The sequence below is a fragment of the Phocaeicola dorei genome (assembly GCF_013009555.1).
Taxonomy (GTDB): domain Bacteria; phylum Bacteroidota; class Bacteroidia; order Bacteroidales; family Bacteroidaceae; genus Phocaeicola; species Phocaeicola dorei.
Genome location: NZ_CP046176.1, coordinates 1,713,993 through 1,739,149 on the forward strand (window position 1 = coordinate 1,713,993; position 25,157 = coordinate 1,739,149).

Annotated in this window: 20 protein-coding genes and 4 pseudogenes; 18 read left to right on the plus strand and 6 right to left on the minus strand. The window is 42.5% G+C overall.

The features are described from left to right. Positions 1–6: 6 nt before the first annotated feature. Positions 7–609, plus strand: coding sequence for a Crp/Fnr family transcriptional regulator (locus tag GKD17_RS07025; protein WP_005835699.1), 603 nt, complete (start codon positions 7–9; stop codon positions 607–609). A 103-nt stretch (positions 610–712) separates the two neighbouring features. Here the strand turns inward: GKD17_RS07025 and GKD17_RS07030 are convergent, their stop codons facing one another. Next, positions 713–901, minus strand: a complete 189-nt coding sequence (locus GKD17_RS07030; RefSeq protein WP_038606157.1) for a hypothetical protein — start codon at positions 899–901, stop codon at positions 713–715. Positions 902–2,193: 1,292 nt separating this feature from the next. On the opposite strand from GKD17_RS07030, the gene GKD17_RS07035 reads away from it, so the two are divergent. Next, positions 2,194–3,171: a bacteriophage abortive infection AbiH family protein gene (locus GKD17_RS07035; protein ID WP_005835694.1), complete on the plus strand. Its 978-nt coding sequence runs from the start codon at positions 2,194–2,196 to the stop codon at positions 3,169–3,171. 243 nt (positions 3,172–3,414) lie between these two features. Here the strand turns inward: GKD17_RS07035 and GKD17_RS07040 are convergent, their stop codons facing one another. The 4 genes and pseudogenes from GKD17_RS07040 to GKD17_RS07055 form a co-directional block, all read right to left on the minus strand. Further along, positions 3,415–4,338 carry an Abi family protein gene (locus GKD17_RS07040; RefSeq protein ID WP_007837814.1) on the minus strand — a complete coding sequence of 308 codons (924 nt, stop codon included), beginning with the start codon at positions 4,336–4,338 and terminating at the stop codon, positions 3,415–3,417. 177 nt (positions 4,339–4,515) lie between these two features. Next, entirely contained in the window at positions 4,516–5,982 is a 1,467-nt protein-coding gene (locus tag GKD17_RS07045) for a hypothetical protein (RefSeq protein ID WP_005835689.1), read from the minus strand. 287 nt (positions 5,983–6,269) lie between these two features. Further along, positions 6,270–7,391 (minus strand): DUF6371 domain-containing protein, encoded by a 1,122-nt coding sequence (locus GKD17_RS07050; protein ID WP_005835686.1) that lies wholly within the window; start codon positions 7,389–7,391, stop codon positions 6,270–6,272. Then, a pseudogene (locus GKD17_RS07055) lies at positions 7,388–8,212 on the minus strand (AAA family ATPase); the annotation flags it as partial. The pseudogene GKD17_RS07055 and the gene GKD17_RS07050, both read right to left, overlap by 4 nt. Before the next feature lie 118 nt (positions 8,213–8,330). On the opposite strand from GKD17_RS07055, the gene GKD17_RS07060 reads away from it, so the two are divergent. From GKD17_RS07060 to GKD17_RS07075, 4 genes are all read left to right on the plus strand, one after another. Beyond that, a complete protein-coding gene (locus GKD17_RS07060; RefSeq protein ID WP_005641953.1) occupies positions 8,331–8,888 on the plus strand; it encodes a PPC domain-containing DNA-binding protein in 558 nt (185 codons plus the stop codon). 126 nt (positions 8,889–9,014) lie between these two features. Further along, positions 9,015–10,187 carry an aldo/keto reductase gene (locus tag GKD17_RS07065; protein WP_004295292.1) on the plus strand — a complete coding sequence of 391 codons (1,173 nt, stop codon included), beginning with the start codon at positions 9,015–9,017 and terminating at the stop codon, positions 10,185–10,187. A 7-nt stretch (positions 10,188–10,194) separates the two neighbouring features. Next, complete coding sequence (locus GKD17_RS07070) at positions 10,195–11,226, plus strand: alpha/beta hydrolase (RefSeq protein ID WP_005835680.1); 1,032 nt, start codon at positions 10,195–10,197, stop codon at positions 11,224–11,226. A 42-nt stretch (positions 11,227–11,268) separates the two neighbouring features. Further along, on the plus strand, positions 11,269–11,808 hold the full coding sequence (locus GKD17_RS07075; RefSeq protein WP_004295290.1) for a flavodoxin: 540 nt from the start codon (positions 11,269–11,271) through the stop codon (positions 11,806–11,808). 68 nt (positions 11,809–11,876) lie between these two features. Here the strand turns inward: GKD17_RS07075 and GKD17_RS07080 are convergent. Next, positions 11,877–12,899: pseudogene (locus tag GKD17_RS07080) on the minus strand (site-specific integrase); the annotation flags it as partial. Positions 12,900–14,277: 1,378 nt separating this feature from the next. On the opposite strand from GKD17_RS07080, the gene GKD17_RS07085 reads away from it, so the two are divergent. From GKD17_RS07085 to glgP, 12 genes and pseudogenes are all read left to right on the plus strand, one after another. Next, a complete protein-coding gene (locus GKD17_RS07085; protein WP_004295287.1) occupies positions 14,278–14,487 on the plus strand; it encodes a hypothetical protein in 210 nt (69 codons plus the stop codon). Between the two features lie 161 nt (positions 14,488–14,648). Next, a pseudogene (locus tag GKD17_RS07090) lies at positions 14,649–15,101 on the plus strand (ferritin-like domain-containing protein). 102 nt (positions 15,102–15,203) lie between these two features. Next, positions 15,204–15,851: a MarC family protein gene (locus tag GKD17_RS07095; RefSeq protein WP_005835670.1), complete on the plus strand. Its 648-nt coding sequence runs from the start codon at positions 15,204–15,206 to the stop codon at positions 15,849–15,851. A 50-nt stretch (positions 15,852–15,901) separates the two neighbouring features. Beyond that, the gene (locus GKD17_RS07100) at positions 15,902–16,384 is read left to right on the plus strand and encodes a ferritin (RefSeq protein WP_004295284.1); all 483 of its coding nucleotides are present in this window, start codon (positions 15,902–15,904) and stop codon (positions 16,382–16,384) included. Between the two features lie 28 nt (positions 16,385–16,412). Beyond that, positions 16,413–17,462 (plus strand): class I fructose-bisphosphate aldolase, encoded by a 1,050-nt coding sequence (locus tag GKD17_RS07105; protein ID WP_004295283.1) that lies wholly within the window; start codon positions 16,413–16,415, stop codon positions 17,460–17,462. A 13-nt stretch (positions 17,463–17,475) separates the two neighbouring features. After that, positions 17,476–18,225, plus strand: a complete 750-nt coding sequence (gene gpmA, locus GKD17_RS07110) for a 2,3-diphosphoglycerate-dependent phosphoglycerate mutase (RefSeq protein ID WP_004295282.1) — start codon at positions 17,476–17,478, stop codon at positions 18,223–18,225. A 68-nt stretch (positions 18,226–18,293) separates the two neighbouring features. Next, positions 18,294–18,722, plus strand: a complete 429-nt coding sequence (locus GKD17_RS07115; protein WP_004295281.1) for an Hsp20/alpha crystallin family protein — start codon at positions 18,294–18,296, stop codon at positions 18,720–18,722. Between the two features lie 85 nt (positions 18,723–18,807). Then, entirely contained in the window at positions 18,808–19,263 is a 456-nt protein-coding gene (locus GKD17_RS07120) for an RNA polymerase sigma factor (RefSeq protein WP_005641942.1), read from the plus strand. Continuing rightward, positions 19,229–19,303 (plus strand): annotated as a pseudogene (locus GKD17_RS23170) (RNA polymerase sigma factor); the annotation flags it as partial. The gene GKD17_RS07120 and the pseudogene GKD17_RS23170, both read left to right, overlap by 35 nt. Before the next feature lie 25 nt (positions 19,304–19,328). Continuing rightward, positions 19,329–20,312: a 6-phosphofructokinase gene (gene pfkA / locus GKD17_RS07125; protein ID WP_004295279.1), complete on the plus strand. Its 984-nt coding sequence runs from the start codon at positions 19,329–19,331 to the stop codon at positions 20,310–20,312. Between the two features lie 13 nt (positions 20,313–20,325). Beyond that, complete coding sequence (locus GKD17_RS07130; RefSeq protein ID WP_005835662.1) at positions 20,326–22,572, plus strand: cation:proton antiporter domain-containing protein; 2,247 nt, start codon at positions 20,326–20,328, stop codon at positions 22,570–22,572. 21 nt (positions 22,573–22,593) lie between these two features. After that, entirely contained in the window at positions 22,594–25,152 is a 2,559-nt protein-coding gene (gene glgP, locus GKD17_RS07135) for an alpha-glucan family phosphorylase (RefSeq protein WP_004295277.1), read from the plus strand. The last annotated feature ends 5 nt before the right edge of the window (positions 25,153–25,157 follow it).

Here is a 25,157-nt window from a genome sequence, read left to right on the forward strand (position 1 = left end):
TAGCCTATGAGTATTCAATTTGACATTGCAAAACAGATTATAGCTGAAACATGCCCTAATCGCAAACTTAAGTTGGAGAATATTCGCCTTTTTGCAGATATTATTCAGCCTAAGAAATATCAAAAAGGTGATATAATTCTAAATGAAGGTGATATCTGTAATTGCCTATTTTATATAGAAAAGGGATTTATTAGACAGCACTACCTAAAGCATGATAAGGATGTGATAGAACATTTAGCATGTGAAAAAGATGTTGTCTGGTGTATTGACAGCTATTTTAACCGAGAGCCAACACATCTTATGATGGATGCTGTAGAAAACAGTGTTTTATGGGAAATTCCGCGTGATATAATGGAAGAACTTTCTGATGCTAATGGTGATATAGCTTATCTATATCGGAGTTTTTTTGAAAATTCCTTAATGTTATCACAATTAAAGGCTGACATTTTACGTTTCGAATCAGCAAATGACAGATACGCTAGATTACAGCAACATTTTCCTGAAATAACTAGAAGAGCACCTTTGACAATGATTGCTTCATATCTTCAGATGACATTGGAAACATTAAGCAGAGTACGTGCATCAATAGCTAATGCTGAGAGCAAATAAAGCAAACTAACTATTAGGACTTAACTAACATCAAAAACAGGTCAGGATATAGCGTCCTGACCTGTTTCTTTAATAAACTTAAAAGCTATGGATTAATGAGATGTTAGTCATCGTCATCATCATCGAATTCATCCTCATCGTCGTCATCATCATATTCTATTGCTTCACTTTCTTCAATAATGTTACTAAAAGCTCCTGTTAAATCAAAATGATAGTTCTTTTTATTGTTAAAAAATTCATACGTGATAGAGCCGAAAGTATTCATAATATGTAACTGATGTTTATGACTCACTCATCTTATTCGAAAAATAAGGGCAAACTAAAAAGTGTATGTTTACTATATTGAAGTCATATCTTTTGAACGACAAAAAGTAAATACTTATATAGAACAACTTCCAACATAATAATCACTTTTTAGCATGCCGCATACATTGTTAACCTTAAAAATCTTTTTACCTGTTGCAAGTAAATCTTACATTTACTATGCATAAACTAAACCCTATTTACTTTCCTCTCTTGCTTGACTTTAAATTATAAAAGACAGGGATCATACCAGTGGGGCACAAGTAATTTATTCTCAAACTATTGTTATCAACTATATTAGTCATTTTTACAATCTTTTTTATACCTTTAGCTGTTAAGCTCTTTAATGTAAAAAGTTGGTTAATACTAATTATAATTGGTGATTGCCGTAGGTTCTATTATTCCATTAGTCTTGATAATACTTGATCTGATGATGGAATATTGGATTCATCCCGGTTGGACACCAAAAGTTGATATTGTTGCAGTCGTTGGCATTCAAATTAGTAGGATGATTTGAAAATATTGAACCAATATAAACTATAATCTTTCTCATACCTATCTGAATTAGTCTCTCTAGTTTCGAGAGAACGTTAGTACTACTGAGCTGCCAATTCACAGCGCTCGATTATTATAAAATTCTAATGTGTCTCAAATTCATTTGCTTTGAAAATCACAAAAGATGGGGGGCATCCCAGTCGGACACCAAAAGTTAATCTTATTACACTTATTGGAATTTGCACTATTATTAGCAAACACAGTACTTAAAAACATTTCAATCTTTTTCATACCTTTCCAAATTTAGTTCCTCCGAAGAGGGGTTTATACTCACTTTTTTCTTTCTTTGACAATTTGATATTATTATCCTAACAATCACCAATATTTGTATATTCAAATCGTTATTTAATAGTTATTATTTATGACTTTCTTTTTATTTTCTGTTATCCTGTTTTGTTTTTCTGGTGCAAATGTATGTCGATTTAGAATTACAGACTGCAATAAAAGTGTGAAAATTTAAATTTAAGCAGATTTATTTGACATTTATCAAATCATGAATTATGTTTGAAATGATATTGAGATAAAAAACTAAGATATGACTCTTTAAATGGAATGTTAATTAACGTTTTTTTCTTCCTCTTATAAATCACCTTGTAAATTAAGTTATTATATAACCGTATCACATTATCTGAATAAAGTTTAATAAGTGATAATACTAATTATAGAAATAGTTTATGTATCTTTGTATGAGATACAAAATAGCATAGGTAAGATGAATTCACACATATGGAGAGACATTTATATATAATTGGTAATGGTTTTGATTTACACCATGGCATAAATAGTTCATATCGAAATTTTCGTGATTGGTTATATGAAAATGAACCGACTGTCATTCAAGACATAGAAGAAGCCTACGGCTGTTGTGATGATGAGTGGTGGTCTGATTTCGAGAATCAACTTGGTTCACTAGATATATTAGAATATGCTAGTGCTGTAGCAAGTGAAAATGTGCCGGATTTGATGTCTGACCATTGTGATAGAATGTGGAATGATGCCCAAATAGAGGTGGAGCAGAGCCTTGATGGACTATATAGCGATTTAAGAAGTTGTTTTAGAAATTGGATACTGCAACTGAATTCTCCAAGAGAAGACAAAAAGATTGAATTGATAAGAGAAGGATCTCGTTTCTTAACCTTTAATTATTCGAAAACTCTTGAGAATATGTATGGTGTTCCTTCCGCACAAATTCTTCACATACATGGCTGTATTGATGATAATGAAGAATTTGTTCTAGGACATTGTGTAGGAGAGGATGAATTACGGAAGATGATAATAGTAAATGATCCAGAACCACCTTCTGACGATGATCCAGAAGCATATGAACAATGGAGAATGGAGATGGAGGACAATCATCAATTACACCAACAATTAGCAGAAGATGCCGCAGTAAGTGGCGTTGCATCTCAACAAAAACCTGTCAAAAAATTATTGCATAGGTATAAAGACTTCTTTGATAGCCTTTACGATGTGACACATATACATGTTTATGGAATGTCATTCTCGGAAGTTGATGCGCCATATTTAAACATGGTTGCTCAAATAGCAAGAGACGCAGAATGGGAAATAAGTGATTATCAAGGATATTGTGAAATGGAAATCACATCGTTTATTGATTTACATAAAATAACCAACTATAAGGTGATTGAACTGAACACATTAATATCTCGATTACAATTAGAAATAGATTTTCCAGCCAACTAATCAATTTCTCTCTCTTATTACATTCAAATTATGTGGATTAGCCTGTTCACTTATTTGTGCAATAAGTCACTCATTTAATATATATGCTGTGGTACATCTATTTGTTTCACGGTAATAAAACGCGACCCGCCAGCAGTTCTTACGAGATGCTGACGGATTCTGTTATTTTTTGTTTGAGTTTTTATGCTCTATAAGAACCTTTTTACAGGTCCATTTACAAACTCACACAGATAGACTCACTGTTTATCTCCAAAGAGGTTCATTCTTCCAGTTGATAGGAATACCAATTTTATGAATAGGTATGACTTGGGAACTTGTCTCAAACAACGCCTTTACTTTTTCTTGGATAGATTTGCTACCACTTACGGCTCTACAGAGATAAACCAATGCACAAGTTACTGCATAGGGCTTTTTCTTCTGCATTTCTGAGAATTCGTTATTCAACCAAAGGTCTCTATGCCCCTTGATATTCGATATTTTCTTGCTGAGTGCTCTGTTCCATAGACGAGAATGGTGTGCTATGATATTTCGCATTAACGAGATTATCTCTATCCAGTTAGAAAACTCTCTCGATGAGTAAAGTCCAAAATCATTTGCAATGGCTGACTTTTGAGGCAATTGATTCTTCAAGTTCTTATACATCTTCGACAGTGTGCCGAAAGTAGCCACCTCAATTATCATCCAAGCATCAGGGTTATCACCCTCAAAACTATCCCCTTGCCAATTGGGATGGTTCTCAATGTACTTCTTAGCAAATGGTTCAGTACTTCTTTCAAACTCATATTTCAAGTTAAGCACAAACTCTTGATGTCTGTCGGCATCTTCAAACAATGATGCATCAAGATACCAAAGTCCATTGCCTGCTGCTTTTGACATATGATTGATGATTTTAGCACGAAAAGCTACTTCGATCATTTCTATTGCATCAAACAACACCAATCGTAGGTTATGGTCGAAATTATAGCGTTTCATGACCATATCAAAAGATGTATCAGGCAAGAAATCACCATCTGTAGAGTCATCAATCAGGTCTGTCCAGAAATACTTCAACCGGAAATAACTGATTCGAGCAAGCAAAGCTTTTGCTTCGCCTAAATCTTCAAATTCCATCCCTTTTGCTCTGAGCAATGAGACCTGTTCTTCTATTGTGCGTGGGCGCTGGTTCATAGTAATAAAAAAAGCGACCCGCCAGCAGTTCTACGGGATGCTAACGGGTTCTGTTATCATTGACTCGGCACAAACCGATGATCATCATATTTACGATGCAAAGGTAATGCTTTTTGTCTCTAATAACAAATAATTGCAGAAATATTTTACAAGAATCATGCTTTTTTACCTAAATCCTTACAGTTTTAGAGAATTTCCACGCTTCTGCGCCTGTTCATATCTGCCGATAGCAACATCATCCACTTCGCGAACAGCCTTGCGGTACTCGCTGTTGGATAGGTTCTCTTTTTTGTCTGCCGTGAACACGAGGAAAGTTCCAATAGCTCTGTAATCCTCCTTATTTTTACCAAAGGCTTCCATCACACTCTTGATGGTCTTTGCCTCCTCTCGGCTGAAGATACTACGATATGTATCTTTGGCAAAGTTGATGATTGAATCGACTGCCTTTCTGAAGGTGCCATTACTTTGCATCAGGATTTTTGTGAACATCCCCAGCATCTTGTCTCTCCACGAAATGCGGTCTTTCAAGTTGTTAATTTCATCGTCCTTTTTGAGTGTGGCATTGCGAACGGCACTTTCCATCTGCTGTGCAACTGTTTTCTTGTAGGCTTCAAGTTTGGCGGTTTCAGCCTGCGTCCGTTTGCGTTCTTCGGCTATGGTTTCGTGTGCTTCCGCCAAGTCAAATTTTAAGTCCTCAATGTCGCCTTTCAAGGCTTTGGACTTTCCCGTAGCCCAATCAGCAACTGCTCCGAGCAACTGGTTTCCTTTCTCCTTGTTCAGTTTGGAGCGTTTATCACTGATAGCCTTATCGAGCATTTCACTCTGCTTCTCTTTTTGCAGGGCTTCATCACGTAGGGCTTGTGTTATACTCTCTGCTTCCTGAACCTCCTGCTCGGCACATTTCACTTGATACTCCTTGTATCGCATTACGGCATCCAAATTACGGAGTTCGGATTTCTGTTTTTCAAGGATGAAGTCGTTACGTTCCAGATGTTCCTTGCCTGTCTCGGCTTTCGATTGTCCTCGCTCCATTTCAAGAATCTCGGATGCTGATGTCTGTATTTCCATCATATCGTTATCATTAAGTTTGCAGCTCTTTCCTGTGTCGTGGTTCATCCAATCAAAAACGATATGGGCATGGTAGTTCGGTTTGAACCATCTGTCCCCAATTTTGAAGCTCTCCTTATCGCCTGCATCGGGTTCGCCAGGGAGCCAATGCCCTTCATCCTTGTGTATGAAAATCTGTATCGGAGTGATACCCCAACGCTGTTCGCATATATCACAAAATCTGCGAAGATCATTCAAGGTGGTATCTGCTTTGATAAGCAATACTCCTTCACGGATGGGCGAGCACCCGGCCACCTTGATAATCTTTCCGTTTTTGCCTTTGCGTTCACGTTCCTTTTCCTGCATCGCACGCCCAGTCTTTTCCTTAACCATACGCTTGATGTTGTCATAATGCGTCTGCAAAGCGACATTGCCGAAACTGGGATTTATCCACTGCTCGTTATCGGCAGAGAGTTCGGGTACGATATAGATTTTGGAGTCCCCGATGTTACGCATGTATTCGGGAGTCCTGCGGTTATGAGCCTCGCTTGATGTTATATTGCAAGGCTTGATATGTATACTGCTTTTTGTTGCCATTTTTTTGAATTTGATTTGAGTTATTGACTAACATTTCTTTTATTTGTCCGCTCATAACCGCAAGGGGTTCTTAGGGGTACAACCCATAAGCGGAGATTGCAAAGAGAGGGTCACTCTTTGCTCTGGGTGCTCAGGGGAGAAACGCCCTAAGTGGGTCATTAGGGCAAAGCCTTAATCCCCTCGGGAGAGCCCACAACTACGTAAGCGAAGCGTGTAGTTATAGTGGGCTATATCAAGGGCAAGCCCTTGTCAGTCCGCTACAGCCTACGGCTTCCGCTCTCCTGCTGTCAAGGAGGGCTTTTGTCATCGCTTGCGATGTGACTTGCATCGACCAATACAAGGTCGAGTTCATCAATCAGCTTTTGCAGTACAGGGTTCTTCTCTATCATCTGTTGGAGGATTTTTTCAGCTTCTACCAAGTGGTTGGCAGTGGACATTAACTTGCCTTCCTGTATCTGAATAATAATCCAGTCGGCTATGTCGATATGGTCTGCTTTCTGCTTGGGAGTAGCGTGTTTTTCCAAGAGGTCAGAAACGATAGCTTTGCAATAGGTCATGCTCTCGGCACGCTGTTTCCACTCGGTATATCCGTCTGCATCGGGAAAGAGAAGTACGGTTCTTCCGCTCAACACACGAAGTTTGTCCTCTTTCATCTGACTCTTGCCACCTGTCGCCAACCATACATAGTTAGGGAAGATAGCAGAGCCGATGATGGCACTCTTCTCGGATTCAACCAATACCACCACCTTGTCGGGATAGAGGCTTAGCAGGTGTTCACCGAAAAGACATTGGGATAGTAGCCATTCTTCTGGCAATACATTCTGCTTTTTCAGTATGTTATGTATCCAGTTGATGGCTACACCTTGTTCCTTGATACGGTGTCCATCTTCGGGATTGTACTGCATTACCTTTCCTGTACGCACCTTTCCGTTCTTGTCTATCTGCCAAAAGATAACAGCACCGTCACGGGTCGCCCCCAAACGATACTCATCCAACAAGCGGTTCAACACCTCCTGAGACTTGCTGCCATAGTAGTTGCCAAGCAATATAGAGAGAAAGCGGAAGAAATTACTCTGCACGCTTTTAGATTTCTCCACATAGTGAATCGGAACATAGCCGATGGGCGTAGGTTTCATTGGCTCGGTCGGAGTGCTCTTGCTCTTCACTTCTTTCATTTGCCCATCAAAAGAAGAAGCATCAAAGGTACGGCATTCGGGATGATCCTGAAAGTATTGCTTGGGAGTGTAATGATACCCGCAGCTGCTTTCGTAGTTGCATCTTCCGACTGACGGATGCAGAGGTGTATTCTCCTCGTCCACATAATAGACAAAGGAACGCTTGTCGCCACAACTTGGACAGGTATGCCGTGTGGCTATACCTTTGTAGCTTTGTAATGAATATCGTTTCATGCCTTGGCCTCCTTTCTCTCGGTATTATCGGGTGTCCCGTCCTGTCCCATCTCCCGTTCCCCTAAGGGCTGGGACGGTGGGACACTTGGGACGATGGCTTTTTCATTCTCTTTGCTTCGGTGGATTACTCGCCCGACAGTTGATTTACCGCAACCTACTTGTGAAGCAATCTCCCTTAACGACTTGCCCATTCGGGAGAGCTCCAATATCTGGCTGTCCCTACGGGTGGATTCATCGTCTCCCAACTGCTTCAGATGTTCCTTTTCCGTGGAGTACCCTCGGTGTACAAATTGCAGAAAGCAATCGACCTTCTCAATCTCATAGATGATGACATTGTCGCCATCGTATGAGTATGTCCCATAGCGCACCTTAAGTTGCTTCACATAGCGTAGACTTCCATCTTGGGCACTTTTGCCAATGGCAAATACACTGTCAAAGAAGTTGTACAGGCGTTTGCTTCCGGCAAGGTCGTTCGAGGTGATGGGACAGTCCAAGGAGCGTTTGGGAGTATGTGCCAGGACGAGGAGGGACAACCCGTATTTCTTCTTGAGATTGTTGAGCTGGATCATCAGCCGTCCTGCCGCATCCCCCTTTTCCATGGCACAGCACAGATAGGTAAGGTTATCAACGATGAATATCCTGCATCCTGTCTGCAGTGCCATCTGCTCGATGCTACCGATGATTGCCTCCTCGAAGTTGGCATCAAGGAGGGAATCACAATCAAGGGATACACGGTACAGCCTTTCGGGGAAGGAATACAGATTGCCGTGCTCGTTGGTATAGCGGAGCTGGAACTGTTTCTCGGACAACTCGAAATCTAGATTATAGAATATGGAAAATAAGAAGGAAGAGCCAACTTTGAACAAGGTAACGTTCGTAAACGGTGTGCAGATTAAAAACAAAAGTGGAAAGCACTGATGTGGGATAATTTTATCTATTATGGTAAGATTAATCAAAACAGAGACAGTCATAAGTGTACTGATGGGGCATTTTATAAAGAAATTATTGTTTATCTTGCTGTTTGTCGGGGTACTGATTGCTCCGGCAAACGCACAAAACGAAAAGAATATGTATTCGTACAAGAAAATTGGCAACAAGTATATTGTCAGCATTAACAATCATACTGAAATTGTGAAAGCCCTGAATGCTTTCTGCAAGGAGAAAGGAATTCTGTCGGGTTCTATCAACGGGATTGGTGCTATCGGAGAGCTGACCCTCCGTTTCTTCAATCCCAAGACAAAAGCATATGATGATAAGACATTCCGGGAGCAAATGGAAATATCCAACCTTACAGGGAATATATCATCTATGAATGAGCAGGTATATCTTCATTTGCATATAACCGTCGGCAGGAGCGACTATTCCGCTTTAGCCGGACATCTACTTTCCGCAATACAGAATGGTGCAGGGGAGTTCGTGGTGGAAGATTATAGCGAGCGGATAAGTCGCACATATAATCCGGATTTAGGACTGAATATATACGATTTTGAAAGATAGTTGCCTATAAATATCGCTTGGAATACAGGATAATACATCATTCAGCTTAGATGATATATATCAAAAAAAGTTTATCAATTCTGTCACGTTAACTTTGCAACAGAAATAATTTAAAGACTATCAAATATGGATAAAGACAAGGATATGAGCCGCCGGAGATTCCTTAAAATGGCGGCATTGACAGGAGCTGCCATGTGTGTCGGGCCTACCTTGAACAAGGTAACGGCAGCAGAACGGGTATGGATGGGGAAACAACAAGTTGCAAACAACATCCCTGCAGGCATGGCGGCGGTGCGCACTCGGCGAACATTGGGACACGGAAATACGGCATTCACTGTTTCTGCAATGGGATATGGCTGTATGGGCTTGAACCATAACCGCAGCCAGTACCCGAGCAGGGAAAAAGAAATCGCCCTGGTGCATGAAGCTGTTGAACGTGGGGTGACCCTTTTCGATACAGCCGAAAGCTACGGCTACCACATCAATGAAAAATTGGTCGGCGAAGCCTTAAAAGGATATACCGACCGGGTATTTGTGTCATCGAAGTTCGGACATAAGTTTGTAAACGGTGTGCAGATTAAAACCGAAGAGGACAGCACTCCGGCCAACATCCGCCGGGTTTGTGAAAACTCGTTGCGCAATCTCGGAGTTGAAACATTGGGCATGTTCTACCAGCACCGCATAGACCCGAACACACCGATTGAAGCGGTGGCTGAAACATGCAGCAAACTCATCAAGGAAGGTAAAATCCTGCATTGGGGCATGTGTGAAGTAAACGTTGATACCATCCGCCGTGCGCACAAGATATGTCCGGTTACGGCAATCCAAAGCGAATATCACTTGATGCACCGCATGGTAGAGACGAACGGAGTGTTGGAGCTGTGCGAGGATTTGGGCATCGGTTTCGTTCCATACAGTCCGCTGAACCGTGGTTTTTTGGGCGGTATGATCAATGAATATACCAAGTTTGATGTTACCAACGACAACCGGCAGACCTTGCCACGCTTCCAGCCCGAAGCCATACGCGCCAACTATCGTATTGTGGAAGTTCTTAACGCTTTCGGCCGTACAAGAGGCATTACCCCGGCACAGATAGCTTTGGCCTGGCTGATGAACAAGAAGCCTTTTATCGTGCCTATTCCGGGCACCACCAAACTCTCTCATCTGGAAGAGAACCTTCGTGCCTGCGACATCCGTTTCACGGCAGAAGAGATAGAAGAACTGGAAACAGCCGTAGCTGCCATTCCTGTGGTGGGTAGCCGCTACGATGCCTTGCAGGAGTCTAAAATCCCAAAATAATCCGTGTATGAAGAAACAGATATTTTACATGACGTTCATCGCTTTACTGTCGGGCTGTAATTGTTACAAAGGGAATATTCTGCAAATAGAGGAACAAGGCAGTTTTGCCGTAGGTGGCACCGTACTGACCGATTCATTGGGACACAAATACCACGGCGACCATGCTTATGTATTTTATCAGAAACCGGTTGATGCACGGAAATATCCGCTTGTTTTTGCACATGGTGTCGGCCAGTTTTCCAAAACATGGGAGACCACTCCTGACGGACGCGAAGGGTTTCAGAATATATTTCTTCGCAAAGGTTTCTCCACCTATCTTGTCGACCAGCCTCGCCGGGAAAATGCCGGACGGAGTACGGAAGCTGTCACACTGGAACCGGTATTCGATGAAGAAGAATGGTTCAACCGTTTCCGTGTGGGAATCTATCCTGATTATTTCGAGGGTGTACAGTTCAGTCGCGACCGGGAAGCCTTAAACCAGTACTTCCGGCAGATGACGCCGACCATCGGACCTTTGGACTTCGATGTCTATTCCGATGCCTATGCTGCTCTTTTTGACAAAATCGGTCCGGCCATATTTGTCACTCATTCACAAGGCGGTCCGGTGGGTTGGTTTACTTTGCTCAAAACGAAGAACATCAAAGCCATTGTAGCATACGAACCCGGTGGAAGTGTACCCTTCCCAACCGGTCAAGTTCCCGAAGAAGGCAAAGTCTTGACACGGTCTAAAAAAACAGAAGGAATAGAAGTCCCTATGGCAGTTTTCAAGAGATACATGGAAATTCCCATCATCATTTACTATGGGGATAACCTGCCCGAAACAGACGAACATCCGGAACTTTACGAATGGACACGCCGTCTGCATCTCATGCGCAAGTGGGCCGAAATGCTCAATAAGCTGGGCGGTGACGTGACGGTCATTCATCTGCCCGATGTCGGTCTGCATGGGAATACGCACTTCCCGATGTCGGATTTGAACAATGTGGAAGTAGCTGACCTGCTGTCGAAGTGGCTGTATGAGAAACAGCTGGACAGATAGAAATTAACAGAGGATAACCCCAAAACCTAAATAAAAATAGTTATGAAACTGAAGTGCTTATTGGCAATGCTGCTCTTAACCTTCCTTTCGTGCAGCAACACTCCGGCTGTTGAAGATAAGATAGATTCGTTGCCTCACTCAGAGCCGGGGAAAACATTGATAGTCTATTTCTCATGGAGCGGACATACGCAAACTGTAGCCAACATTATCCATGAACTTATTGGATGCGACATGGTGGAGATTGAACCGGAAGAACCCTATTCTGATGAATATAATGAAGTGGTTGACCGTTTCAAAAATGAAAGAGACAATCATATTCTTCCAGCTCTGCGTACAAAAGTAGAGAATATGGATGATTATGATACATTGATTATCGGTAGTCCTATTTGGGGTGGTCTTCTGTCTTCTCCTGTAAAAAGTTTCCTGTCCGGTTATGATTTGTCCGGGAAAAAGATACTCCCATTCTGTACACATGGAGGAAGCGGAACAGCACAAAGTGTGGATAATATCCGCAAACTATGTCCCCATGCTGAAATATTGCTGTTTATGGCAGTCAAACTGCAAACTCTCGGAATGAAGTGAAAAAATGGCTGTCAGAAGCCGGATTTTCTGTCGAATTAAATTACGCCCGTTTAATAGTTTTAATACTGAAATGAAATATCCTTTGTTATCCGCACTCTTTCATCCCCTTTTTCAGAGATTTGCAGATAGACCAGTAGTTGAGATTAGGGAATATGAGATTGTCTTCCTGACAGGGTCGGTAACGCTCGATAATCTGCAAAGGAGTATCCAACAGTTTCACTTGGAACGGCACTTTTGTCTTGTACCGTTTGGACAATATCCACTTCTCACCATTCACTTCTACGATGTTGCTATTGGTTAGTTCCTTGATGTCCACGAAAGAGAGGGCAGTGAAGCTGGCGAAAACAAAAATGTCACGAATATAGAACAGTTGGACATCCCCAACTCGTGCGTCATCAACGTTTTCAGTTCATCTTCCGTCAGGAACTCACGTTCCGTCACATTAGGGCTGATGTGGAATTGGGCAAACGTTTTTTTCGGTATTAGTCCGTTAAAGTGCACACACATGACAACGCCTTTCAGCCACATGCATTTTTCCCATATCGTCCCGTTGTGAAGTCCCGCTTTCGTTGATAGGTAGGCTGCAAACCCCTTGATGAAGTCGGGCTTAATCTCCAGCATGAACATATCCGTCCGTCTGTAAAAAGACTTGATGAACGCTGCCACATGGTTTCTTGCCACCACCCGTGAACGGTGGTTGCCATTACCCTGTCTTTTCCGACACGCTTCTTGAATACTTCGTTCTCACGTCCGGACGCTTTGAGCAGTGTCTCATACTCACTGCCGATACCCTGATAAGCATTGCTCACCATTTCAGCCGTCACGAACGCTTCACGGTCGAATATACGCAGGTAGTGCTTGATGATTTGAGCCTTGATGTTGTCAAGGGCAAGGTTGATATCACGTACTTCCGCACTCTTGCCTTTCGCCCTGTTCTCTTTCACGTCCCAAAGCGTTTTCGGGATACTCTACTTATAGCTGAACTGCGTCACAATCCCGTTAATCGTTACCCGTCCTATGATGCGGACAATATCGTTTTTCTCCTTGTTGCCGTTCACGTAGAACAGCACTTTGAATGTACTTCTTGCCATACTCGTTTTTTAAGTTTAAAATTAAGTATCAATGAGTTATGCCTTGTAAACCAACCGAAGCCATACGGAGAAAAATTCAGCACGGAGTATCAAAAACCACCTTTCACGGGGTAATGATTTAGCAACCTTTCTACTTCATAAATTTACTTTTTTTTGCGTTACCTCGTTTTATGCCTTTGTCCTCATTTGTCCTCACAAACGCTTTATTCATAGCCGTTTTAAAAACATTTCCGCCTTTCTATTCCTCTTTTCCACAGATTTTTAGTAAATTTATATCCGTCTAATTTTTAAGGTCCTATGTTCAGACTCAATCTAACCAAACATTGCATAAAGTGGTACTGTTTCATCCAAATGCAACTGATGGACACGTTCGTACATTATTTTGTGCTTGTATCGTTATATCTATTGCAGCTATTATCTGTAGTTCATTTGTATCCATGGCCCATTACAGACAGGCGTTATTCAGTATGACTTATTTTTCCTCCCTGGTGTTTTTTGTGGAGTATGCATTGCGCATTTGCGGCACCGGTCAAATATCCGGATAGAGACATAAACCGTACACGATGGAAATATATTTTTTCATTCTATGGTTTGTGGACTCCGTGACCATTCTCCCTTATATGTTAACCTATATGTATTGGGATACGAATATTGTCCATGTCATTATCCTCCTTTACATTTTTATTATTGTCAAATAGATAAGATACTTACGGAAGAGTGGGTTATGACCTATATACCTGCGGTATCATGGTCTGTTTTTCTGCTATTCTGCTATACTATATAGAGCTTAATGTACAGCTTGAGGATTTCAAAACATTCGTGACGGGCTTTGGTGGGCAGTAATTCTAAGACTTTAAATAAAGAAAAATTAAGCCACCCCTTAAAAAAAAGAGATATTTCCTTTCAAAGAATTCATTTCTTTTATTACATTTGTATTAGTCTTTTGAAAATAGAAGATTTATAGTAAAGCGTTAAGGCATTATCCAAGTTCAGGAAATCCCCAATTTCGAAACAACAATTGGATAATACATTGGACGCTCCACGTTCTATCTATATAGATTTTTGTTATATATAGACGTGGGGCTTTGTGTATTATATGTTGTTGAGTATGGGGATACTTCTGAACGGTAATACCAAAGTTCCCACGCTTAACTTTATATAAACACAACTCCAGGGAACAGGGTTGGCTTATAATAAACATTATGAAAGCAACTTGTTTTAAAAGCGAGACAACTGTCTCCAACGACTTTCCCCCTTTGTTTGTTACTGTCTTTTGTGGAATATTCTATCCTTTCATTTCCATTCCTGTCTCTTTCGGAACATACCGTTCATTATCATACAAATTACATGCCAAAGCACTTTTCTGCCTTCTCCTGCTATGGTACTAGATAATAGTAACTCCCCCTATCACATAGAGGAAGAACTTTGGTTACAGATACTTTCTCTGTCAAGAGAGTTGCAGGAGTGTAAAGCTAGTCTGCACCATAATACTTTGGACTGTATTTCCGATAAGATTGAAGGAATAGAAAGAGAACTGGATGTCTTATTGGATATTCTGCAAGGGAGGCAAGACAAAAAGACATCATAGTGCTATTTTTTATGACAATTTGTCTACGCCGATAAGTTATCCTATTATTTAAGCCTCGTTTAAGAATTCCGTTTTATGGGTTACCCACAATCGAATGGAATTTTTATATACTGAGAATAACACATGATATTAGTAATGGATTTTCAATATTCAGAGTGATAATGGATAAACGAATAGAAAACGCCATGAATGAGTTGATCAATACAGAAATATGGTCAACCGGTTTATACCTGTCATTGCAGGTTTATTTTGAAGATGAACGGCTTCCAATACTTAGCTCCTAGCTGAACTCCCAAGCACAGGACAATATGAACAAGGTTTATCAGATGATGAATCGGATATGCTATGATGGAGGATGTGTTGTAATCAATGAAATGAAACGGGATACACATGAATGGACAACGCCATTGAATGCCTTGAATGAATTGCTTGAACATGAGCAGTACATATCACGTCAGGTAAACACATTTCTCATATTATGCTGGAATGTAAGCATGTCCTTCCATTCTTTCATCAGCGGGCTGTATGCAGACCGTATATATGTAAGTACGGCATTTATGGAATTGTTACGTATCCTCGCCAAGGAAAACGAACGGAAACTACCTTATTTTTGACGGTATGGATTTAAGATTGATGTTATGCAAAATTTAATATTGCAGAATGCTATCTGGTATGTTTTTTGCGATATAATAATCGATAATAAACTATATGTCATCATGGATATATTTGTATATTTAACATTGTGTTTCACTTCGCTATTCACCTTGATGGACCCTCTTGGAGTGATGCCGGTATTCCTGCAAATGACTGATGGAATGGATACGAAAGAACGCAGATATATCGCCTTGAAAGCATGTACCATTGCATTTATCATATTAGTCCTTTTTACATTATCGGGCAGGTTTCTGTTTCATTTTTTCGGCATCTCAACAAACGGATTCCGGATTGTGGGAGGTATCATCATCTTTAAAATCGGATATGATATGTTGCAGGCACATTTTACCCATGTGAAACTGAATGAAACTGAACGAAAAGAATATTCCAAAGATATAACCATCACACCTCTTGCCATTCCGATGTTATGCGGTCCGGGAGCGATTTCCAGTGGAATAACATTGATGGAAGATGCTTCGGAATATACTTTCAAAATAGTATTGCTTGGCGTAATCGCTTTGGTCTGCATTCTTTCCTTCTTTATTCTGTGCGCGTCCACCCAGCTTTTAAAAATCTTGGGAGAGACGGGAAACAATGTGATGATGAGACTGATGGGACTTATTCTAATAGTGATCGCCGTGGAATGTTTTATCAGCGGGATACGTCCGGTATTAATTGAAATCTTGAAACAAGCCCATGCTTGTTCTTAAAGAAGAGAGATAATTTGGATTTATTATTAACATTAAAAGTTTGATTCATCATGACTGAAAAATTGCAAAATGCTCTGAATGAGCAAATCACAGCAGAATTATGGTCTGCCAACCTGTATTTATCAATGTCTTTTTATCTGGAAAGAGAGGGCTTTTCCGGAATGGCTCGCTGGATGCAGAAACAGTCTGCAGAAGAGACCGGGCATGCATATGCCATTGCCGGGTACATGATTAAGCGTGAGGCAACCCCGAAAGTAGACAAGGTCGATGTGGTTCCACAAGGTTGGGGTAACCCTGTTGAAGTATTCGAGCATGCTTTGGAGCATGAAAAACATGTTTCCAAACTGATTGATGAGTTGGTACAGGTAGCATCCGAAGAGAAAGACAATGCCACTCAGGACTTCTTGTGGCAATTTGTTCGTGAGCAAGTAGAAGATGAAGCGAATGTACTCAATATTGTTAGTCATCTGAGGAAAGCCGGAGACTGTGCTATCCTTTTTATGGATGCAAAACTGGGTGAACGGGAGTCATAAACCAGAATAATCAATAAAAATAAATAAAATGAAAATAGTAGATTTATTGGGAGGAAAGGCTGAGTACTACCTGAACCATACATGTAAGACGATAGACAAACAACTTATCCATATTCCGGGACCGGATATGATAGATAAGGTATGGATGAATTCCGACAGGAATATCCGTACATTGGAAAGTTTGCAGGCTTTATACGGACATGGACGTCTGGCCAATACGGGCTATGTATCCATTCTGCCTGTAGACCAGGGCATAGAACATTCTGCAGGAGCGTCTTTCGCCCCCAATCCGCTTTATTTCGATCCCGAAAACATCATAAAGCTGGCCATTGAAGGAGGGTGTAATGCCGTGGCATCCACATTCGGTGTGTTGGGCGCCGTGGCACGCAAATATGCACACAAGATACCTTTTATCGTCAAGCTGAACCATAATGAGTTGCTGACTTATCCGAACAGCTACGACCAGGTAATGTTCGGTACGGTGAAAGAGGCATGGAACATGGGAGCCGTAGCTGTCGGTGCTACCATTTATTTCGGTTCGGAACAAAGCCGCCGCCAGATAGTGGAAGTGTCACAGGCTTTTGAATATGCCCACGAACTGGGAATGGCTACTATTCTGTGGTGCTATTTGAGAAACAGCAGCTTCAAAAAGGATGGTACCGACTATCATGCCGCTGCCGACTTGACAGGACAAGCCAACCATATCGGGGTTACCATTAAAGCCGATATCGTGAAGCAGAAGCTCCCATCCAATAACGGCGGTTTCAAGGCTATCGGATTCGGAAAGACAAACGAGTGTATGTATTCGGAACTGACCACTGACCATCCGATAGACCTTTGCCGTTATCAGGTGGCGAATGGCTATATGGGACGTGTCGGATTGATTAACTCGGGCGGTGAATCCCATGGGGAATCCGACCTGCATGATGCTGTCGTAACGGCAGTAGTAAATAAGCGTGCAGGTGGTATGGGGCTGATCAGCGGTCGTAAGGCTTTCCAGAAACCGATGAAAGACGGAATTCAACTTCTGAACACCATTCAGGACGTATATCTGGATTCTTCAATAACCATTGCATAAAGAAGAAGTATCCATGAAAAGAATAGTGTTATTACGTCATGGCGAAAGTCTATGGAACAAAGAAAACCGTTTTACTGGATGGACGGACGTGGATTTAAGCGAGAAAGGAGTTGAAGAAGCCTGCAAGGCAGGCGATGCATTACGGGAGGCTGGATTTTCTTTTGAGGCAGCTTACACTTCTTACTTGAAACGTGCCGTAAAAACGTTGAACTGTGTCTTGGACCGGCTGGATAAAGACTGGATTCCGGTTGAAAAGACCTGGCGGCTGAACGAGAAGCATTACGGCATGCTTCAGGGACTGAATAAGAGTGAAACAGCGGTCCAATATGGTGAAGAACAAGTACACATCTGGCGAAGAAGCTATGACGTGGCTCCCGCTCCGGTAGGCAAAGATGATCCCCGTAATCCGGGCATGGATATCCGCTATGCCGGTGTACCAGATAGCGAACTTCCCCGTACGGAATCCCTGAAAGATACTATTGGGCGTGTCATGCCTTACTGGAAATGCATCATCTTTCCCGCATTGATGTATAAGGACAGCCTGCTGGTAGTCGCCCATGGTAACAGCCTGCGCGGAATCATCAAGCATCTCAAAGGAATTTCCGATACGGATATTTCCAACCTGAACCTGCCTACGGCAGTTCCTTATGTCTTTGAATTTGACGACAGGCTGGTTCTTGTCAAGGACTACTACCTTGGAAACCCGGAAGAGATACGGAAACGGGCAGAAGCTGTGGCCAAACAAGGGATGGCTAAAAAATAAAAATCTGTCTATCAAGCAGATGCTTTTTTTTTAAGTTTTAATTATTAACTTTTAAAGAGGAGGTAAAAATGGTACCTGTAAAAACAAACCAGAATTGGTTACCGAGTATTTTTAACGATTTCTTTGACAATGAATGGATGGCAAGAGCAAACGCTACGGCTCCAGCCATCAATGTGATTGAGAATGAAAAGGACTACAAGGTAGAACTGGCAGCTCCGGGAATGACCAAGAATGATTTTAAGGTAAGTGTGGATGAAAGCAACAATCTGGTAATCTGCATGGAAAAAAAGGACGAGAAAAAGGAGGAGAAGAAAGACGGAAAATACTTGCGCCGTGAATTCTCCTATTCCCGATTCCAGCAGAGTATCCTGCTGCCGGATAATGTGGAAAAAGATAAAATTTCGGCCAAAGTGGAACACGGGGTCCTGTTTATCGATATTCCCAAAGTCGTAGATAAGAAGGTTCAGGAAACCACCAAAACTATTGATGTCAAATAAGATATCTTGATGAGACTCTACAGAAGGCATTTCTTATTATCAGGGAATGCCTTCACCCGGATATTTGAATTCCAAAATAAATATAATGAGAGGATTTGATTTCGATAAAGCGCTGGTAGCCCTTCAGAATGAACTGCATTGTTTTGCATATAAACTGACTGCTGACAAGGATGAAGCAGAAAACTTGTTGCAGGAAACAATGTTGAGGACGTTGGATAATAAGGATAAGTTTGATTCCGGTACGAATTTTAAAGGCTGGATGTATACCATCATGCGCAATGCATTTATCAATAATTGCCGGACAAAGAAAATACGAGGGAATTTATATGTATTATCAGAACCTGAATATCATTTCCTGTTAAGGGACGACTCTTTCATTTTCGTGGATAACGGGCATGATGCAAAAGAGATAAGGGAAGCCCTTAAAACATTGCCTAAAGCACATTATGTCGTTTTTATGTTGTACCGGAGTCAAATATCGGGAAATAGCCGCAAAGATAGGAGTGTCACTGAGTACGATAAAAAGCCGTATCTTTTATAGCAGAAAAAGGCTAAAACAGTTGCTTTCTAATTTTGCCTGATTAATTAAAATATAAAAAACAAATTATGGATAACAAGTATATTGGAATTCTGACTTCCGGAGGGGATGCTTCAGGAATGAACGCGGCTATCCGTGCCGTGACCCGCGCCGCCATTTTTAACGGATTTAAAGTGAAAGGAATTTATAGAGGTTACGAGGGGCTGATTGCCGGTGAAGTGAAAGAACTCACGACGGAAGATGTAAGTAGCATTATCCAGAGGGGAGGCACCATACTGAAAACAGCTCGCTCCGAGACTTTCACCACTCCCGAAGGACGCAAGAAAGCTTATAAGGTCATACAGAAAGAGAACATCAATGCTTTGATAATTATCGGTGGAGACGGTTCCCTGACGGGAGCCCGTATCTTTGCGGAGGAGTATGATGTGACGTGCATAGGATTGCCCGGCACCATTGACAATGACCTATATGGTACCGATTTTACCATAGGATATGATACGGCATTGAACACCATTGTGGAATGCGTGGATAAAATCAGGGACACGGCAACCTCCCATGACCGTATCTTCTTTGTCGAAGTGATGGGGCGTGATGCGGGCTTCCTGGCACAAAACAGCGCAATAGCTTCCGGTGCTGAAGCGGCCATCATCCCGGAGGACAGGACGGACGTGGACCAGTTGGAAACATTCATCGGGCGCGGATTCAGAAAGACGAAAAACAGCAGCATCGTAATTGTGACCGAAAGTCCTGAAAACAAGAATGGAGGTGCCATATATTACGCCGACCGGGTAAAGAAGGAATATCCCGGGTATGATGTCAGGGTTTCTATCCTGGGCCATCTGCAACGGGGTGGTGCTCCGAGTGCCAATGACCGTATACTGGCAAGCCGGCTGGGTGAAGCCGCAATCCAGGCCTTAATGGAAGGCCAGCGAAATGTTATGATAGGCATACGGAACAACGAGATTGTTTATGTTCCTTTTGTCCAGGCAATCAAAAAGGACAAGCCTATTGACAAAAGCCTGATCCGGGTCCTTAACGAATTATCGATCTAAAATAACCGTTAATATGTCAGAAGTTGCTCCTTTAATATCGGATCTTGCCATAATTCTGATTATTGCCGGTATTGTAACCGTCATTTTCAAGTGGCTGAAGCAACCGGTCATATTGGGCTACATTGTAGCCGGTATTATGGCGGGTCCTTCCGTTTCTCTGGTCCCGACTGTTTCCGATCCTGCCAATATCAAAATATGGGCGGACATCGGTGTCATTTTTCTGCTGTTCGCGATGGGACTGGACTTTTCGTTCAAGAAATTGATAAATGTGGGCATTACGGCTATCGTTGCCACTGTCACTATTGTATGTGGCATGATGTTCATAGGTTATACAGCGGGGAATGCAATGGGGTTCTCCCACATGAGCAGTATTTTTCTGGGTGGAATGTTGTCCATGTCGTCCACGGCCATCGTATTCAAGGCCTTCAATGACATGGGACTTCTCCAACAGAAATTCACTGGCATTGTCTTGGGGATTCTTGTTATCGAAGATCTGGTGGCTGTAGTGATGATGGTTGTTCTTTCCACGTTGGCGGTAGGCAAACATTTTGAAGGGAAGGAGATGCTGGAAAGTATATTGAAGCTGGCCGCTTTCCTGATTTTCTGGTCGGCATTGGGTATCTATCTGATACCTACCCTGCTGAAGAAGATACGCCGTTTCACCAGCAACGAGATTTTATTGATAACCTCTCTGGGACTTTGCCTGGGAATGGTGATGATTGCGACAAAAGCGGGATTTTCTGCCGCATTGGGAGCCTTTGTCATGGGGTCCCTGCTGGCAGAGACCGTTGAAGCGGAAAAAATCGTACATATCGTACAGCCGGTAAAAGACCTGTTCGCTTCCATATTTTTCGTGTCGGTAGGAATGATGATCGATCCTGCCATGATGTGGGAATATGCCGTCCCTATTCTCATCCTGACATTGCTGGTACTGTCCGGTCAGGTACTGTTCGGGAGCTTTGGTGTCTTGCTTTCCGGCCAGCCGTTGAAAATTGCCATACAGTCCGGCTTTTCACTGACACAGGTCGGTGAATTCGCATTCATCATCGCATCTTTAGGCGTCAGTCTGAATGTTACGGACAAGTATCTCTATCCGGTCATAGTGGCAGTATCTGTCATAACGACTTTTCTTACCCCCTATATGATACGGCTTTCGGAACCAGCATACCGGTTTATAGACATCCACATGCCTGAATCCCTGAAAGATTATCTCGTACACTATACGTCCGGGGCAATGACTGTAAAACACCAGGGTACTTGGCATAAACTGATCCGGTCTATGCTGGTGTCTGTCACACTCTATCTGGTCGTATGCGTTTTTTTCATCACTTTATATTTTTCCTATGTGCATCCTTTGATTAGGAAAAGTCTGCCGGGAATGGAAGGGAACTTGTTGGGCTTCATCATCATCTTTCTTGTCATATCCCCGTTTCTATGGGCCATCATCATGAAAAGGAACAATTCAACCGAGTTCCGTAAACTCTGGACGGACAACAAGTTCAACAGAGGGCCTTTGGTATCAATAGTACTTGTCAAAATACTGATCTGCACGATTATCATGATGAGTATCATTACCCATCTTTTCAATGTTGCCTTGGGAGCCGGGTTGGTAGTCTCTTCCATTATCATTGCCGTCATTTATTTTTCCAAGCGGATCAAGAAACGGTCGCTGACTATAGAGAGACAATTTATGGCAAACTTTCAGGGGACGGACGGGAATGGACTTTCTACAGAAAGTGATACAGGCTCCACCTTTGGCAGCAATATCCCGTTCAAGGAATTACATTTGGCGGATTTCACAGTATCCCCTGATTCCATATATGTGGGCAGAACATTAAAAGAAAGCAGCTTGCGCACCTTGTTTCAGATAAATGTGATTTCAATCACCCGTGGAGAAAAACGCCTAGATATACCACAAGGGGAAGAACATCTCTATCCATATGACAAGGTTACGGTCGTAGGTACGGACCGACAGTTGGAAAGCTTCCGGACATCCATGGAGCAAAAGAAGGTAGAAAGGAACGGGAACGGAACATCCTCGCAGGATGAGATGGAAATAGGGCAATTTCCTGTCGAAGGAGGTTCACCATTGATCGGAAAGACGATCCGGGAGGCAGACATATCGGATAGCATCATTATCGGAATAGAGAGGAGTACCGTGAATATTATGAATCCAGACCCTGATACAATTTTCAAGGAGAATGATACGGTATGGATTGTCGGTAAACGAAAAATAATAAAAGGACTGAATAAAGATTAGGACTTATTTAATTAAAATGTCATGGAATATTCAAGTTATAATGTAAATACCCCTCAGTGGAGGGAGATTACAGTAGGTTCACATCTTCCTGCAGAACTGCGAAAACTTGCAGAAATCGCACATAATCTCTGGTGGACATGGAATGATGACGCAAAGAAACTGTATTGTGATTTGGATTCGGAACTTTGGAAAGAGGTGGAACAGAATCCGGTATTGTTTCTGGAGCGGATAAATTATGAGAAGCTTGTAGCGCTGGCACATGATGAGAACTTTGTCTATAAAATGGATGCCGTCTATTCCGCCTTCAAAAAATACGTAGATGTGGAACCGGATCACCAGCGCCCGTCAATAGCTTATTTCAGCATGGAATACGGCTTGGATGAAGTCCTTAAGATATATTCCGGCGGTTTGGGAATGTTGGCGGGGGATTACCTGAAAGAGGCGTCGGACAGCAATGTGGACCTTTGTGCCATAGGACTTTTGTACCGTTACGGTTATTTTGACCAGTCGCTTTCCATGGACGGCCAGCAGACAGTCAATTATAAAGCGCAGAATTTCGGGCAGCTCCCGATTGAAAAGGTAATGCAACCGGATGGGAAACAACTGGTAATCCACGTCCCCTATGCCGACAGTTTTGTGGTACATGCCAATGTCTGGAAAGCCAGTGTGGGGCGTATTCCCCTTTATCTGCTGGATACGGACAATGAACTCAACAGCGAGTTTGACCGCCCTATCACTCACCATCTGTATGGAGGCGACTGGGAGAATCGGCTAAAACAGGAAATACTGCTTGGCATAGGCGGGATGATAACGCTGAGAGCTTTAGGTATAACGAAAGATGTATATCACTGTAATGAGGGGCATGCCGCACTGATCAATATCCAGCGGCTTTGTGATTACATAAATGGCGGCTTGAATTTCGGGCAGGCCATGGAGCTGGTACGTGCTTCCTCACTTTATACCGTACATACTCCCGTACCCGCTGGTCATGATTATTTTGACGAAGGGCTTTTCAATAAATATATGAAGGGATATCCTGGCAAGTTGGGTATAACCTGGGATAACCTGATGGATCTCGGGCGTCACAATCCGGGAGACAAGGAGGAACGTTTCTGCATGTCTGTCTTCGCCTGCAAGACCTGCCAGGAGGTAAACGGTGTCAGCAAGTTGCATAAATCGGTATCCCAGCAAATGTTTGCGCCGATCTGGAAGGGATACTTCCCGGAAGAGAACCATGTGGGTTATGTAACCAACGGGGTACATCTGCCTACCTGGTGTGCGGCAGAATGGAAAAAGCTTTTCAAGGACAATTTTGATGAGAATTTTTTCTGCGACCAGTCCAATCAGAAAATCTGGGAGGCCGTCTATGGCATCCCGGATGAAGAGATATGGAATACCCGGTTAAAACAGAAAGCAAAATTGCTGGACTATATCAAAAGCAAATGCAGCAAGGACTGGCTCAGGAGTCAGATTGATCCGGCATTGAGCGTTTCCATTTTTGAGAGATTCAATCCCGATGCTCTTCTAATAGGCTTCGGACGCCGTTTTGCTACATATAAGAGGGCTCATCTTCTGTTCACGGATATAGACCGACTTGCCAGGATTGTGAATAATCCGAAATATCCGGTACAGTTCATCTTTGCAGGCAAAGCCCATCCCAATGACGGTGCCGGGCAGGGGCTGATCAAGCAAATCGTGGAAATATCCCGGCGTCCGGAATTTTTAGGTAAAATCATATTCTTGGAGAATTACGACATGGATCTGGCACGCCATCTTATCTCGGGGGTGGATATTTGGATGAACACCCCTACGCGGTTGGCAGAAGCTTCGGGTACGTCGGGCGAGAAGGCATTGATGAACGGTGTGCTTAATTTCTCCGTGCTGGACGGTTGGTGGTATGAAGGATACCGTAAGGATGCTGGATGGGCACTGACTGATAAAAGGACTTATCAGAATGAACAGTACCAAAACCAGCTGGATGCCGAAGCCATCTATTATTTGTTGGAGCATGACATCCTGCCACTGTATTACGAGCATGGGGGGAAGAACTATTCGGAAGACTGGGTCAAGTATATCAAGAACTCAATCGCACAAATCGCTCCCCATTTTACCATGAAAAGACAGTTGGACGACTACTATGACAGGTTCTATAACAAACTGTCAGAGCATTTCCACATTCTGGCAGCCGACAACTTTGCGAAGGCGAAAATGATGGCTGACTGGAAAGCAAACGTCCGAAGCAGATGGGATGCCATAGAAATCAAATCCATAGAGGCAGGGAATGGGCTGAATGCCACGGTTGAAGCCGGAAAGGAATATGAGGTGACGGTTGTCGTTGATGAGAAAGGCCTGGATGACGCAATCGGAATAGAATCGGTCATTATCAGGCGTGAAGACGGTCAGGATCACATATATGAGGTTATTCCCCTTTTGCCGGTTTCCAAGAATGGGAATTTATATACCTTTAAGGCGACATCCGGCATTTTCAACGCTGGAAGCTTCAAGCAGGCCTTCCGTATGTATCCCAAGAATGCTTTGTTACCTCACCGACAAGATTTCTGTTATGTACGATGGTTTTAATGAAC

Bases quoted from the DNA above. Each gene is read 5' to 3' on its own strand.
- GKD17_RS07025 (WP_005835699.1), top strand. From the start codon at position 7: ATGAGTATTCAATTTGACATTGCAAAACAGATTATAGCTGAAACATGC.
- GKD17_RS07035 (WP_005835694.1), top strand. From the start codon at position 2,194: ATGGAGAGACATTTATATATAATTGGTAATGGTTTTGATTTACACCAT.
- GKD17_RS07040 (WP_007837814.1), bottom strand. From the start codon at position 4,338: ATGAACCAGCGCCCACGCACAATAGAAGAACAGGTCTCATTGCTCAGA.
- GKD17_RS07045 (WP_005835689.1), bottom strand. From the start codon at position 5,982: ATGGCAACAAAAAGCAGTATACATATCAAGCCTTGCAATATAACATCA.
- GKD17_RS07050 (WP_005835686.1), bottom strand. From the start codon at position 7,391: ATGAAACGATATTCATTACAAAGCTACAAAGGTATAGCCACACGGCAT.
- GKD17_RS07060 (WP_005641953.1), top strand. From the start codon at position 8,331: ATGGTAAGATTAATCAAAACAGAGACAGTCATAAGTGTACTGATGGGG.
- GKD17_RS07065 (WP_004295292.1), top strand. From the start codon at position 9,015: ATGGATAAAGACAAGGATATGAGCCGCCGGAGATTCCTTAAAATGGCG.
- GKD17_RS07070 (WP_005835680.1), top strand. From the start codon at position 10,195: ATGAAGAAACAGATATTTTACATGACGTTCATCGCTTTACTGTCGGGC.
- GKD17_RS07075 (WP_004295290.1), top strand. From the start codon at position 11,269: ATGAAACTGAAGTGCTTATTGGCAATGCTGCTCTTAACCTTCCTTTCG.
- GKD17_RS07085 (WP_004295287.1), top strand. From the start codon at position 14,278: ATGGTACTAGATAATAGTAACTCCCCCTATCACATAGAGGAAGAACTT.
- GKD17_RS07095 (WP_005835670.1), top strand. From the start codon at position 15,204: ATGGATATATTTGTATATTTAACATTGTGTTTCACTTCGCTATTCACC.
- GKD17_RS07100 (WP_004295284.1), top strand. From the start codon at position 15,902: ATGACTGAAAAATTGCAAAATGCTCTGAATGAGCAAATCACAGCAGAA.
- GKD17_RS07105 (WP_004295283.1), top strand. From the start codon at position 16,413: ATGAAAATAGTAGATTTATTGGGAGGAAAGGCTGAGTACTACCTGAAC.
- gpmA (WP_004295282.1), top strand. From the start codon at position 17,476: ATGAAAAGAATAGTGTTATTACGTCATGGCGAAAGTCTATGGAACAAA.
- GKD17_RS07115 (WP_004295281.1), top strand. From the start codon at position 18,294: ATGGTACCTGTAAAAACAAACCAGAATTGGTTACCGAGTATTTTTAAC.
- GKD17_RS07120 (WP_005641942.1), top strand. From the start codon at position 18,808: ATGAGAGGATTTGATTTCGATAAAGCGCTGGTAGCCCTTCAGAATGAA.
- pfkA (WP_004295279.1), top strand. From the start codon at position 19,329: ATGGATAACAAGTATATTGGAATTCTGACTTCCGGAGGGGATGCTTCA.
- GKD17_RS07130 (WP_005835662.1), top strand. From the start codon at position 20,326: ATGTCAGAAGTTGCTCCTTTAATATCGGATCTTGCCATAATTCTGATT.
- glgP (WP_004295277.1), top strand. From the start codon at position 22,594: ATGGAATATTCAAGTTATAATGTAAATACCCCTCAGTGGAGGGAGATT.